Below are 14,177 nucleotides of genomic sequence, written 5' to 3'. Positions count from 1 at the left end.
ATAGATGAATTTTGATATGGAAGCAGGAAAAAGATATATGAATAGGAAAATTGAAATACTGGCGCCTGCCGGTTCTTATGAAAGCCTGAAAGCAGCTATATGTGCAGGAGCAGATGCGATTTATGTCGGAGGCAGTCAGTTTGGCGCAAGGGCTTATGCAAAGAATCTGGCGCAGGATGATATGCTTCAGGCTATAGACTATGTACACATACATGGGAGAAAGATTTATCTTACAGTAAATACTTTACTTAAAGATGATGAACTGAATAGTCTGTATGAATATCTTCTTCCTTTTTATCAGCAAGGATTGGATGGAGTGATTGTCCAGGATGTTGGAGTGGTCAGATTCCTGAAGAAATATTTCCCAGATCTTGCGATTCATGCCAGCACCCAGATGACAATTACTAATCAAAAGGGAGCAGAGTTCTGGAAAAATCAAGGTATCGTACGGGTAGTGCCGGCGCGGGAACTCTCTCTTTCAGAGATTCGAAAGATGAAAGAAGAGACGGGATTAGAGATTGAATGCTTTGTGCATGGAGCGCTGTGTTATTGCTATTCTGGACAATGCCTTTTGAGCAGCATGATTGGAGGAAGGAGTGGAAACCGAGGGCAATGTGCCCAGCCATGCCGTCTGCCTTATAGTGTCGAAGGGCAAAAACCGGCAGATATCATGAGTTTAAAAGATCTGTGCACGATTGATTTTCTGCCAGAGTTAATAGAAGCTGGAATTGATTCTTTTAAAATTGAAGGGCGAATGAAGCAGCCAGACTATGTATATACGGTGGTAAGTATGTATCGAAAATATACAGACCTTTATTTCGCGGAAGGGGCTTCTGGATATAAGGTTCTGAAATCGGACCATGAGAAATTGCTTGGCGCTTATCAGAGAAGAGGATACAGTGATGGATATTATAGGCAGCATAATGGAAAGAATATGATTTCTTTCCAACGTCCGACAGGAAATGAAGAGGTAATGGAGCTGCCAGAATACAAAGCCCAAGAAAAAATTAATGGGAAATTAATACTTTCTTTGGGGGAAAGTGCTAAACTGTTTCTGGAATATGGAGATTGTGAGATTGTCTGTGAAGGAGCTGCGCCGGATATAGCTAAGCGACAGCCGCTGGATAAAAAGCGAGTGGAAAAGCAGATGCGAAAAACAGGAAATACACAATTTATATTTGATCGATTTGATGTTGAGATAGATGGGGCAGTATTTCTTCCGATGCAGGCATTAAATGAGCTTCGCAGAGAAGGAATTGAAAAATTGTCAGTATGTATACTTGAAAAATACCGAAGGGATATTCCACAATTTTCAGGAATATTTGTGAATGAGAAAAATGTTGCTTCATCCTTTGAAGCAACCGTTCTGTCAGCTTCGGTTCAATCAGTAGAACAGCTTGAGTTTGTTATACAATCGGAGATAATAAAGAATGTTTATGTAGACAGTGCAGTCGGAATGGGGCAGCGAGCAATTAAAATCTTAGAAGAAAAAGCTCAAAACCAAAAGTATTATCTGGCAATGCCTTATATTTTCCGAGAGAAGACCATTAAGAATTATGAAAAGAAATATCCAATATTACAACAGTATTATGATGGAGTGCTAATCCGTAACTGGGAAAGTTATCAATGGCTTACAGAGCATGGTTTTCATAAGGAAATCCGTTCGGATCACAATATGTATGTCTTCAATCATTCTGGCAGGGCGTTTCTTCAAGAACAAGGGATTGCTCAGTTTACCGCTCCGGTGGAGTTAAATGACTGGGAACTTGACAAATTGGGAATTGATAATGCCAGTCTGATTGTGTATGGATATCAACCGGTAATGGTAACGGCAAATTGTATCCAGAAGACTAGTGGCAAATGCTTGAAGGAAGAAGGATATCTATCTATTCGCGACAGATATCAGAAGAAGTTTACAGTAAAACGATGCTGTCAATACTGCTATAATATAATATATAATTCTGCACCGCTTTTCTTGGCGGATAAAGCAGAAGAAATTCAAAAACTTGCTCCGGCGGAATTACGCATGGATTTTACGACCGAGACATGTGGGCAGATGCAGAAGATTGTAGAATGTTATCAGTCAGCATTTCTGGAGCATCAAAAAGTATCCACACCGGAAACGGAATTCACAAGGGGACATTTTAAACGGGGCGTGAAGTAGGTGAAGATTTGGTAAATATTATTGTTGAATTGTCAAAATATCTTATGATCGTGCTGATTACGGCTTATACATACTTATGTTTCAGCATATTTGGATATTATGATCCGGATAAGAAAAAAAGTCTGCTTAGAAAGCAAAATGTATTAATGTTTATGATACATATTATTGCATTTCTGGTATTGTACCTGAAGACAGAAGAAATAAAAATACTGGCATTTTTTTTAATGCAGGTGGTATTATTTGGTGTAGTTATACTTTTGTACACGAATATCTATCCCAAGGTATCCAGACTAGTCGTTAATAATATGTGCATGCTTTTGTGCATCGGGATGATTATTCTGACCAGGCTAAATTACGAAAAGGCGGTAAAGCAATATGTGATTGCTGCTGGAGCGATTGTAATCAGTCTCGTGGTTCCGGTCATTATCCGGAAATTCAAAAAACTTTCCGAATGGAGAAATCTATATGCAATCGCTGGAATTGCATCTCTGGCATTTGTTGTAGTAGCTGGACAAGTATCTTATGGGGCGAAGTTGGGATTTACGATAGGCGGTATCAGCATACAGCCTTCGGAATTAGTGAAAATTATTTTTGTTTTTTTTGTTGCCTCAAGTTTTAAGAAATCGTTGGAATTTAAAAATATTGTGATAACAACAGCACTTGCAGCTTTTCATGTATTGATTTTGGTGGTGTCAAAAGATCTTGGAGCAGCACTTATTATTTTTGTAGTGTATCTTGCGATGCTTTATGTTGCTACACATCAGCCTCTTTATATATTGGCAGGACTCGGTGCCGGAAGTGTAGCATCTGTAGGAGCATATTATCTGTTTAATCATGTAAGGACTCGAGTGATCGTGTGGAAAGATCCATTCGCTTCTTATGATAATGGTGGGTATCAAGTGGCACAGTCTTTATTTGCCATCGGGACCGGTGGATGGTTTGGAATGGGACTGTATCAGGGAATGCCGGATCAGATTCCTGTAGCAGATGAAGATTTTATCTTTTCTGCAATATCCGAAGAATTGGGATTGATATTTGCGTTATGCACAATCTTGATCTGTGTCAGCTGCTATATTATGTTTTTGAATATCGCAATGCAACTTCATAATATGTTTTATAAGATGGTTGCGTTGGGACTTGGAACATGTTATATCTTTCAGGTGTTCTTGAATATCGGTGGTGTGACAAAATTTATTCCATCAACGGGTGTAACACTTCCGTTGGTAAGTTATGGAGGAAGTTCGCTCCTTAGTACACTGATTATGTTTGCAATTATTCAAGGACTATATATATTAAGGGAAGACGAGGAAGAAGATATTGAAAGAAAGAAAAAGGAAAGGCTACGAGCAAAGAGAAGCGGACAAGAGAATAAAAAGAGAGCAAGAAAAGCAGCAGATGTCCCGGAAAGAGCGCAGAGAAGCCAACCGAAACGACAAGCGCAAGGCAAAGGAAAAGCGCGCAAGGAACAAAGAGTTCGCTAGGGTTACTTATATTTTTGTGGCATTGTTCCTTGTTATGATGGGATATATCGTTTATTTCCAGGTAGTCAAGAGCGAAGAGATTATCAGAAGCCCTTATAATGCAAGACAAGACGCTTATGCAGATCGTGTGGTCCGAGGAAAAATTGTTGATAAGAATGGAAATGTTCTTGCACAGTCATCCGTCTCAGAAGATGGGACGGAGAGTCGTGAATATCCTTACGGGAATATGTTTGCTCATGTTGTGGGATATAGTGTACAAGGCAAAGCCGGGCTTGAGTCGGTAGAAAATTATGAGCTTCTGACATCTCATGCATTTTTCCTGGAAAAACTGGTCAACGAATTCCAGAATAAGAAGAATACAGGAGATACGGTTGTGACAACCTTGGATCTGAATCTTCAGCAGGCGGCTTACAATGCGCTGGGAGATTATAAAGGAGCGGTTGTGGTAATAGAACCTAGTACCGGCAAGATTTTGGCTATGGTGTCCAAACCGGATTTTGATCCGAATACAGTAGAACAGAACTGGGAAACCTTAAATACAGATGAAAATAGCGTGTTGTTAAACCGGGCTACGCAGGGACAGTATGCGCCGGGATCAACTTTTAAAGTTATTACGGCATTGGAATATATGCGGGAACATGCAGATTATGACACATACAGCTATAATTGTACGGGAACCATAGAGCAGGATGGAGTTTCTATTCACTGTTATAACGGTCATGTGCATGGTCAGGTTGATTTTCAGGATAGTCTGGCTTATTCATGTAATACATCATTTTCAAATATTGGTTTGTCATTAGACGTAAGCAAATTCCAGGAAACAACCAAGGAATTGTTATTTGATTCAAAACTTCCGTCAGAGTTATCATATAGTAAGAGTAAATTCTCACTTAATACTAGTGATGGAAGTGCAGATAAGATGATGACAGCCATGGGACAAGGAAAGACGCAGGTAAGCCCATATCATATGGCGTTGATTACAGCTGCGATTGCCAATGGGGGAACATTAATGAAGCCTTATCTGGTAGATTGTGTGACGAATTATGCTGGTCAGGAAGTGACGAAAAATACTCCGGAAGAATATAAAACTTTGATGACGCAAGAAGAAGCTTCGCAATTAAAGCAATATATGAAGAGTGTGGTAGATTATGGAACAGCATCTGTATTGAGTGGACAGAGCTATACGGCGGCTGGTAAGACTGGAACAGCAGAATATAGTTCCGATAAGGAAAAGGATCATTCATGGTTTATCGGAATGTCGAATGTAGATAATCCAGAACTGGTCATCAGCGTAATTATTGAAGCTTCAGATGGTTCTGCAAAAGCCGTAAATGTGGCAAAACAAGTATTTGACGCATATTATTATTAATTCGGGGTTCATAGGAGTGGAAATATGCAGTACTATAGGCATTTGTATCTGACAGAAGGGCTGAAAAAAAAGAAGTCAAAGATTATTGAAAAACTGGAAAACAATAAATTCCAGATGAATATTCATATTGTGACGTTGGCAAACAATAAACAGAACCATTTGGAAATCTATCATTCTGCAGTATTATTACAACCGAATTTTCCTCACGATGATTTCTTTGTAGTAGGAATCGCAAAAGATTATGAGGATGCGGTGGAACTTGTGGAAGAAATTGTTCAGGAAGTGTATAATGAGACCAAAGGAGCAGATATTCGTTCCTATATATTAAGAAAAGAACAGGAAGAGTAAGATGCTACATATTCTATTGCTTATCTTGAAAATTCTAGGAATTATAATTGCAGTGATACTGGGGATACTGGTATTACTGGTTTGTATTGTCCTTTTTGTTCCTATCAGATACAAAGTAGGAGCTTCTTGTGATGGGACCCTTTCCGGAGTCAAAGCGAAAACCAGAGTGACTTGGTTGCTGCATCTGATAAAAATAACGGCGTCTTATGAGGAGAAACAATTATTCTGGTGTATCAGGATTGCATGGAAGCATATTCAAAGTGAGCAGGAATCAACACAATCTGTGAAAGAAGAGGTGGAATCTTATGAAAAAGAATTGGAACAATTATTGGAGGAAGATGAAGAAGGAACTTCAGAGGAGTCGGAAAAGAAGCAGGAAGAAAGGCTGGAAGTCCACGGTAAAAGCGATCAAGACATTTCGGAAGAAATTAAAAAAGAACCCCAAATATCTGAAAGAATTACAGAAGAATTTCAAGAAGATCAAAAAGCAGTGGAAGAAGCAGAAACCTGTTTTGATGAGGCAAGGGAAGAATCTGATGATGGCAGTAAGAAAAAACGGAAGCGCATATGGCAGAAAATTGCAGGAATCTATCAGAAAGGTGTTCAAAAGATAAAAGATATCTATCGGAAGATTAAATGTACAATCAAAGGTTTCTGTGATAAAATAAAAGCATTATTAGAAAAGAAAGAGAAAATCTGCATGTTTCTCACGGATGAGATTCATAAAAAAGCGTTCCTCAAGGTGAAAGATGAGGTTTTTTGTCTTTTGAGGAAGCTAAGACCAAAGCGATTGGAAGCAGACATTCGTTTTGGTTTTGAAGACCCTTACAGAACAGGACAGTTGCTTGCAGGATTTAGTATGCTCTATCCTTTCGTAGAAGACCATGTTAGGGTGGAACCAGATTTTGAAAATCAGATTCTGGAAGGCAATCTGCATGTAGCGGGAAAAATGCGAGGCAGTTTTTTTATAAAACTTTTGTGGAGTCTTATCTGGAGCAGGGAAGTGCGAATGACGTATCGAGATATAAAGAAGTTTGAATTATAAGCATTTAGGAGGAAGAAAGATATGGCAGATAATAATTTTAAAGGAACGGTTGAGGCGCTCTTTCAAGGAATGGATGGAGTAGTATCCTCAAAGACGGTTGTTGGAGATGCAATTCATATAGGGGATACCATTATTCTTCCGTTGGTGGATGTATCATTTGCAATTGGAGCCGGAGCATTTAATGGAGATAAGAAAGAAAAAGGAGCCGGAGGATTGGGAGGAAAGATGACTCCTAGTGCAGTGCTTGTGATTCAGAATGGACATACTAAGCTTGTCAATGTAAAAAATCAGGATACGATTACCAAGATACTGGATATGGTACCGGACGTTATTGACAAATTTTCTTCGAACAAAGAAGATAAGATGACGGAAGAAGATGTTATGGATATTCTGGATGAGGCAGAGCAGGATTCTGATGGAAAATAGGATTAGTCATGAATTTGCATGAATTTGCATATATTATATAAAATGCAGGCAAAGGTGAAGACAATGAAGCGCGTGGTAGGTTTTGCCTTGTTCTGGGTAGCAGTTGGCATTATTCTGGCATTGATTTTGCCGAATACTTTTATAGAAGTGTTATGCATCTTGTTGTGTGTATTAGCAGGATATAACCTGTTCTGTTGTTAATACTTATTTCAAAGCATGATGCTAGGATGAATCGTGGATTTGTGCATTGTATTGATACTATAATCAAAGAAAAATGCAAATAATACTTGCAATTCATATATTCTTCTGTTACAATAACTAGTGTTGTGAGTCTGGAGAACAGACTATATATGAGCGTTAGGAGGTGCAGTCATGGCAAAATGTGCTATTTGTGAAAAGGGTGCTCACTTTGGAAATAATGTAAGCCACTCTCATAGAAAATCACCAAAGATGTGGAAATCAAATGTAAAATCTGTTCGTGTTAAAACAGAAAATGGAGCTACAAAGAGAATGTATGTTTGTACTTCTTGTTTAAAATCAGGCAGAGTTGAGCGTGCGTAATGAAGGTTAAAACTCAGATTTCGCTTTGGAATCTGAGTTTTTTATTGCCCATTAATTGATATAATAAAGTAATTATGTAATACGAAGCATCAACGTTTTCGTATTGTAATATATAAAAAAAAAGAGTATAATATGCTTATTATTATGACTTCATAAGTTTAGAGAAGAATTGGAGGTTTTAGATATGAAGGGATGTATGAGTACAGATCTTGGTATTGTGACGATTGATTCTGAAGTGATTGCAAAATATGCTGGAACTGTGGCAGTGGAATGTTTTGGTATTGTTGGAATGGCTGCAGTAAATGTAAAAGATGGTTTGGTTCATCTGTTGAAAAAGGAGAGTCTGACCAGAGGAATTCAGGTGGGTATCTCAGATGATAATCATATCAGCATTAACTTCCATATTATTGTTGCATATGGTGTAAGTATTTCTGCTGTTACTGAGAATTTGATCAGTAATGTAAAATATAAAGTAGAAGAATTTTCGGGAATGCCGGTAGATAAGATCAATGTCTACATTGAAGGCGTCAGAGTCATCGATTAGTTAAGGAGGAGCATTAGAAGTGGCTACGAAAACTATAAGTGTGGACATGCTTGCAAAGATGTTTTTGGCAGGTGCACAGAATATTGAGGCAAAGAAAGAATTTATCAATGAATTAAATGTATTTCCGGTACCGGATGGAGATACAGGAACGAATATGTCACTTACGATTATGTCAGCAGCAAAAGAAGTGACTGCATTAAGTAAACCTGATATGAAAGAACTGGCAAAAGCGATTTCTTCTGGATCCCTTCGTGGTGCACGAGGTAACTCAGGTGTTATCCTTTCACAGTTATTAAGAGGATTTACCAAATCTATCCGTGAGGAAAAAGAGATTGATGTTCTTGGATTGGCTGCTGCCTGCTCAAGAGCAAGAGATACTGCGTATAAAGCTGTTATGAAACCAAAAGAAGGTACGATTCTGACAGTTGCAAGTGGTATTGCAGATAAAGCGGCTCAGATGGCAGAAGAGACAGACGATCTTGAGGTCTTTATCCCAGCAGTCATTGAGCATGCTGAAGAAGTGCTTGCCAAGACACCGGATATGTTACCTGTATTGAAAGAAGCGGGAGTTGTAGATTCTGGCGGACAAGGTCTTTTAGAAGTTATAAAGGGCGCTTATGATGCGTTTTTGGGAAAAGAGATTGACTATAGTGCTATTTCCCCAAGCGCTGGTATGTCTGTGACGAAGATTAATGCACAGGATACAGCAGATATCAAGTTTGGCTATTGTACTGAGTTCATTATTCTGACAGAGAAGGAATTTACAGAAACAGATGAGCATGAATTTAAGGCATATTTGTCCTCTATCGGTGATTCTATCGTATGTGTCGCTGATGATGATGTGGTAAAGATTCATGTGCATACAAATGATCCGGGACTGGCAATTCAAAGAGCTTTGACATATGGACAGCTGTCGCGTATGAAAATTGATAATATGCGCGAGGAACATCAGGAAAAATTAATTCGTGATGCAGAGAAATTGGCCGCCGAAGAGGCTGAAAAAGAAGCACAGAAAAAAGCGAAAGAGCCAAGAAAACCGATGGGATTTATTACAGTATCTATCGGAGAAGGATTGAATGAGATATTTAAAGAGTTGGGAGCGGATTATATTATTGAAGGCGGACAGACAATGAATCCAAGTACGGAAGATATGCTGAATGCTATTGATCAAGTGAATGCAGATACAGTCTTTATATTGCCAAATAATAAGAATATTGTGTTGGCTGCAAATCAGGCAAAAGCATTGGTGGAAGATAAAGAAATCATTGTAATCCCGACCAAGACTGTACCGCAAGGAATTACTGCTATTATAAACTTTATGCCAGATGCAGATGCGAAGATGAACGAAGAGACAATGCTTGAAGAGATTCAACGTGTAAAATCTGGTCAGGTTACTTATGCTGTTAGAGATACTCATATTGATGATAAAGAGATTCATGAAGGCGATATTATGGGTATTGGTGATAAAGGAATTCTTGCAGTTGGAAAAGGAATTGAAGAGACTACGAAGGCAATGTTGGAGCAACTTGTAGATAAGGAGTCTGAATTGATCAGTCTTTATTACGGAGAGGAAGTCAAGGAAGAAGATGCGGAACAGTTGATTCAAGAGATTGAAGAATTGTATCCAGATGTGGATGTAGATGCACATTTTGGTGGACAGCCAATATACTATTATGTTCTTGCAGTTGAATAAATAAATCATCAGGTAGATAAAATAATATATAGGCAGGGCCAGATTTCTGTGACTGTAGGGCGTTGTCCCTTAGGAACGGAGCTGGCCTTTTTATTGCCATACAGTTGGAAAAATTTTCGATGGAAGGTTTTGCGGGTGGAGCATATATGATAGAGCAGACTAGTATCAAAGAAATCAAAGGAATTGGTGAGAAAACACAGAAGTTATTTGAAAAAGTCGGAGTCAGCACAGTCGGGGATTTGATTCGATACTATCCCAGAGGATATGATGTCTATGAAGATGCGGTGCCGGTCAGTGAGGTAGAAGAGGGAAGGACGCAGACGATAACTGGTACTGTCTATGGTCGTATACAAGTGTCCGGAAGTAGAAGTATGCAGGTTACTACACTGTATGTGAAAGACTTGACTGGTACAATAAAAGTTATCTGGTTTCGTATGCCTTTTTTGCGGAATACACTTGCAAAAGGTGGTGTGATTACTCTAAGGGGAAGAGTCGTGCGTAAACGAGATGGTTTGGTAATGGAACATCCGGAAATCTTTTATCCAAGTGAAAAATATAAGGAGAAATTGAACACTTTGCAGCCAATCTATGGATTGACAGCGGGATTGTCGAATAATGTGGTATCAAAAGCAGTCAAACAGGCTTTGGATGGTCTGGATCTGACACGAGAATTTTTGCCTGACAAAATACGAATGAGGTATGGACTGGCGGAATATAATTTCGCAATTCGTGGAATTCATTTTCCAGAGGATAAAGAAGTGTTCTATCATGCAAGAGAGAGGCTGGTCTTTGATGAATTCCTGGCATTTATTCTTACACTTCGAAAGCTAAAAGATAAGAATGAGAAGTTGGAAAATGAATATGTGATTTCCAAAAAACCAGAGGTAGAAGAGTTTATCCGGCGTTTACCATATCGTTTGACGAATGCGCAGAGAAAAGTGTGGGAAGAGATTGCTTCTGATATGGCATCCGTTACGACCATGTCTCGTTTGGTGCAGGGAGATGTTGGCTCAGGAAAGACAATCGTTGCAGTCCTGGCGTTGTTGAATACGGCATGGAATGGATATCAGGGTGCAATGATGGCGCCTACGGAAGTGTTGGCGAGGCAGCATTATGAATCGATTACGAGGTTATTTGAAGAATACGACATTCGGATAAAAGTAGAATTGCTGACGGGATCTATGACGGCAAAGGAGAAGCGCAGAGCTTATGATAGGATCGAGTGCGGATATGCGAAGATTATCATCGGCACACATGCGCTGATTCAAGATCGGGTTAATTATGATTGCCTTGCGCTGGTAGTTACAGATGAGCAGCACCGTTTTGGTGTGAAACAGCGGGAGACATTTGCCAAAAAAGGAAGAGTGCCACATGTGTTGGTCATGAGTGCGACTCCAATACCAAGAACATTGGCAATTATCTTGTATGGTGATCTGGATATTTCTGTGATCGACGAATTGCCGGCAAACCGACTCCCAATAAAAAATTGTGTGGTAGATACCAGTTACAGGAAAACAGCCTATTCATTTATGAGAAAACAAGTGGCCGAAGGGCGCCAATGTTACATTATTTGTCCAATGGTGGAGGAAAGTGAACATCTGGAAGTTGAAAATGTAATTGATTATGCTTCTGCACTACAAGAAGAAATGGGAGAAGAAATCAATGTATCTTATCTTCATGGGAAGATGAAACAGACAGAAAAAGATGACATTATGGAGCGATTCGGAAAGAATGAGATCCAGATTCTGGTATCAACAACGGTTATTGAAGTGGGAATTGATGTACCAAATGCAACGGTTATGATGATCGAGAACTCAGAACGTTTTGGATTGGCACAACTTCATCAGCTTCGCGGTAGAGTAGGGAGAGGGAAACACCAGTCTTATTGTATCTTTATGACTGGTTCAAAATCAAAAGAAACCAAAGAAAGGCTGGATATATTAAATAAGTCAAATGACGGGTTTAAGATAGCAAGTGAAGATCTTAGACTTCGTGGACCTGGTGATCTCTTTGGAATTAGACAGAGTGGACTGATGGATTTTAGACTTGGCGATATATATCAGGATGCCCGGATATTACAGATGGCAAATGAAGCCGCTGATACCCTTACAGAGTCTGCGTGTGATTGGTTGAAAAATCTTCCAAATTATGAAGGAAATACTAGTGTAATAATCTAAATACTCCATATACTATGATTGTAACAAAACCAAAAGTTACAAAGTTACCAAAAGGAGGAGTATAACAATGACAAGTTCATCAAACAGAGCAGCCGTGCCTGAAGCAAAAGGCGCATTAGACAAGTTTAAATACGAGGTTGCAAACGAATTAGGCGTACCGTTAACAGACGGTTACAACGGAGACCTGACATCTAGACAGAATGGTTCTGTTGGTGGTTATATGGTTAAAAAAATGATCGAACAGCAGGAAAAACAGATGGCTGGTAAATAAGAAAAATGAATGAAATTGGGACGTAGACTTTTTGCAAAAGTCTACGTCCCAAATTTCATTTTGTGGTGTACCTAAATGAAAAATGTGGTGTACCTAGATGAATAAATTGTAAAAAATTGTCGATAAAAAATATGATATTTCGATAAAAAATCAGACAAATTATTTGAGATTTATGACAGTTTATGATAATCTATATATACAAAATGTTACAGAGATTTGTAGAGGTTATGATAGGGGTTCAATTGGACAATCTGTCCAATTTAATAAGCGGAAATACATATGATATGAATTCCGCTTTCTTTCTCCACAAAATGTGGAGGTCTATATGGGCAGGATGGCGATATTGCCACCTGCTCTTCTTTTTTCGAATTTTAGTGAATGACAGAAAATGTTCTATTCGTCCCAGCCTTCATAAAAACGGATGTTTACGGATATATTTCTTACAATATCGCCTTCTTTAAGTTCGATATCGCTAATATCTGAGACATAGGGCATTAAAGGTTCTTCTTCGGATAATTCTAATGTAATCCAATCGCGGGCGGCTTCATTTGCACTGTCAATGGCATCATCCAAGGTTTCACCTTCTCCGTAGCAACATTCTAAATCTGGAAAGTACCCTTTGTATTTTCCATCTTCTGTCTTATGGAATACTGCGGGATATATAAATTTCATAATGTTCCTCCTATAAACTTTTTTCGAAATCTATTATAGGAGTTTTGTAAGAAGAAAACAATAGTAAAATCGTATGCATGTATTTGGAATAATTTGTTTAGGCTGTTATTAGAATGGTAGTAATAGACGAATATCCAGAAGGAGTTGTTGTATGAAATTTGTTCTGGCAGTAATCCTAAGCGTCGCATTATGTGTACATCCTGTATATGCTATGGAGATAAGAGGGCCAATTTTGTACACGGATGTGCAAGAAACAACAAATACGCAGGAAACAACAGAAAGTCCGAAGGAGGAATCAATTATAGTTAGTGCACCCTCGGCAATCTTGATGGAGGCTTCGACAGGACAGGTCATTTATGAAAAGGATGCTGATACACAGAGACCACCAGCCAGCGTTACAAAGGTGATGACTTTACTCTTGATCTTTGATGCACTAGAGGAAGGAAAGATTAGTTTAGAAGATGAAGTGACAACTTCAGAATATGCGGCATCTATGGGAGGTTCACAGGTGTTCCTGGAGCCTGGCGAAGTGCAAACGGTTGATACATTGATAAAAAGTATATCTGTTGCAAGTGCTAATGATGCCTGCGTAACAATGGCGGAGTATATCTGTGGCAGTGAAGAGGCATTTGTAGAGCAAATGAATAAGAGGGCAGAAAAACTGGAAATGAAAAATACACATTTTGTAAATTGTAATGGACTAGACGCAGAAGGACATCTGACGACTGCGCGAGACATTGCGTTAATGTCAAAAGAGTTGATTACTACATATCCTCAAATATACGATTATTGCAAAATCTGGATGGAAAATATCACACACACAACAAAGAAAGGTACTTCTGAGTTTGGATTGACTAATACCAATAAACTAATTCGACAATATGAATATGCGACAGGTTTAAAAACCGGTTCGACTAGTCAGGCAAAATTCTGTGTATCTGCAACTGCGCAGAAGAATGAGATTGATTTGATTGCGGTGATCATGGCGGCAGATGATAGTAAAACGCGCGTAAAGGATGCAATTACACTTTTCAATTATGGATTTGGAAAATGTAATAAATATAAAGAGGAGCATATGGAAAAATTAGCCCCTGTATCTGTACAACGAGGTGTGAAAAAAGAGGTAAAAATAGAACAGAAAGGCGCCTTTTCCTATATAGATACGACTGGTTCTGACTTAAATTCCATAGAAAGGAAGATAGTCATTGACTCGAAGATAAAAGCACCTGTGAAAAAAGGTGATAAATTGGGAGAAATTCAATATTATTTGAACGGAGATCAAATTGGAGAAAGAGATATTCTGGCGATGGAAACGGTAGAAGAAATTACTTATAAGAGTGCGTTGGAAGGGGTTGCAAAAGAGTTGTTGCTTTAGATGGGAATTTAGTTGAGTTAGTCGATAATTGGGTGTGTACGGTGAGAGGAC

General features: G+C 38.8%; 14 protein-coding genes. 13 read left to right on the top strand and 1 reads right to left on the bottom strand.

Translation table 11 applies throughout. From position 1 onward, the window contains the following. Window positions 1-37: 37 nt before the first annotated feature. The 12 genes from ACQRBH_RS11205 to ACQRBH_RS11150 all read left to right on the top strand — a co-directional run bounded on the left by ACQRBH_RS11205 (window position 38) and on the right by ACQRBH_RS11150 (window position 12,079). Complete coding sequence (locus ACQRBH_RS11205) at window positions 38-2,164, top strand: peptidase U32 family protein (protein WP_427742117.1); 2,127 nt, start codon at window positions 38-40, stop codon at window positions 2,162-2,164. A gap of 8 nt (window positions 2,165-2,172) precedes the next feature. Continuing rightward, window positions 2,173-3,645: an FtsW/RodA/SpoVE family cell cycle protein gene (locus ACQRBH_RS11200; RefSeq protein ID WP_427761761.1), complete on the top strand. Its 1,473-nt coding sequence runs from the start codon at window positions 2,173-2,175 to the stop codon at window positions 3,643-3,645. A 37-nt stretch (window positions 3,646-3,682) separates the two neighbouring features. Further along, complete coding sequence (locus ACQRBH_RS11195) at window positions 3,683-5,014, top strand: peptidoglycan D,D-transpeptidase FtsI family protein (RefSeq protein ID WP_347376430.1); 1,332 nt, start codon at window positions 3,683-3,685, stop codon at window positions 5,012-5,014. A gap of 24 nt (window positions 5,015-5,038) precedes the next feature. Beyond that, window positions 5,039-5,362 (top strand): hypothetical protein, encoded by a 324-nt coding sequence (locus ACQRBH_RS11190; protein ID WP_235233156.1) that lies wholly within the window; start codon window positions 5,039-5,041, stop codon window positions 5,360-5,362. Between the two features lies 1 nt (window position 5,363). Beyond that, window positions 5,364-6,407 carry a DUF2953 domain-containing protein gene (locus tag ACQRBH_RS11185; RefSeq protein ID WP_427761760.1) on the top strand — a complete coding sequence of 348 codons (1,044 nt, stop codon included), beginning with the start codon at window positions 5,364-5,366 and terminating at the stop codon, window positions 6,405-6,407. A gap of 21 nt (window positions 6,408-6,428) precedes the next feature. Then, complete coding sequence (locus ACQRBH_RS11180) at window positions 6,429-6,833, top strand: GerW family sporulation protein (protein ID WP_235233154.1); 405 nt, start codon at window positions 6,429-6,431, stop codon at window positions 6,831-6,833. A gap of 63 nt (window positions 6,834-6,896) precedes the next feature. Next, window positions 6,897-7,034 (top strand): hypothetical protein, encoded by a 138-nt coding sequence (locus ACQRBH_RS11175; RefSeq protein ID WP_235233153.1) that lies wholly within the window; start codon window positions 6,897-6,899, stop codon window positions 7,032-7,034. A 171-nt stretch (window positions 7,035-7,205) separates the two neighbouring features. Beyond that, window positions 7,206-7,394 (top strand): 50S ribosomal protein L28, encoded by a 189-nt coding sequence (gene rpmB / locus ACQRBH_RS11170; protein ID WP_235233152.1) that lies wholly within the window; start codon window positions 7,206-7,208, stop codon window positions 7,392-7,394. Between the two features lie 184 nt (window positions 7,395-7,578). Beyond that, window positions 7,579-7,938, top strand: coding sequence for an Asp23/Gls24 family envelope stress response protein (locus tag ACQRBH_RS11165; protein ID WP_235233151.1), 360 nt, complete (start codon window positions 7,579-7,581; stop codon window positions 7,936-7,938). A 19-nt stretch (window positions 7,939-7,957) separates the two neighbouring features. Further along, window positions 7,958-9,631: a DAK2 domain-containing protein gene (locus tag ACQRBH_RS11160; RefSeq protein ID WP_235233150.1), complete on the top strand. Its 1,674-nt coding sequence runs from the start codon at window positions 7,958-7,960 to the stop codon at window positions 9,629-9,631. Window positions 9,632-9,777: 146 nt separating this feature from the next. Continuing rightward, entirely contained in the window at window positions 9,778-11,808 is a 2,031-nt protein-coding gene (recG, locus tag ACQRBH_RS11155; protein ID WP_427761757.1) for an ATP-dependent DNA helicase RecG, read from the top strand. A gap of 67 nt (window positions 11,809-11,875) precedes the next feature. After that, complete coding sequence (locus tag ACQRBH_RS11150) at window positions 11,876-12,079, top strand: alpha/beta-type small acid-soluble spore protein (RefSeq protein ID WP_159751513.1); 204 nt, start codon at window positions 11,876-11,878, stop codon at window positions 12,077-12,079. Window positions 12,080-12,472: 393 nt separating this feature from the next. Here the strand turns inward: ACQRBH_RS11150 and ACQRBH_RS11145 are convergent, their stop codons facing one another. Next, window positions 12,473-12,751, bottom strand: a complete 279-nt coding sequence (locus ACQRBH_RS11145) for a type II toxin-antitoxin system HicB family antitoxin (protein ID WP_347376385.1) — start codon at window positions 12,749-12,751, stop codon at window positions 12,473-12,475. Window positions 12,752-12,902: 151 nt separating this feature from the next. Here ACQRBH_RS11145 and ACQRBH_RS11140 point away from each other — a divergent pair, with 151 nt between their 5' ends. After that, complete coding sequence (locus ACQRBH_RS11140) at window positions 12,903-14,126, top strand: D-alanyl-D-alanine carboxypeptidase family protein (protein WP_427761756.1); 1,224 nt, start codon at window positions 12,903-12,905, stop codon at window positions 14,124-14,126. The last annotated feature ends 51 nt before the right edge of the window (window positions 14,127-14,177 follow it).

The organism is Bariatricus sp. SGI.161 (assembly GCF_050313695.1).
Classification (GTDB): Bacteria; Bacillota; Clostridia; order Lachnospirales; family Lachnospiraceae; genus JAFBIX01.
This window is presented reverse-complemented; position numbering and strand designations above follow the sequence as displayed.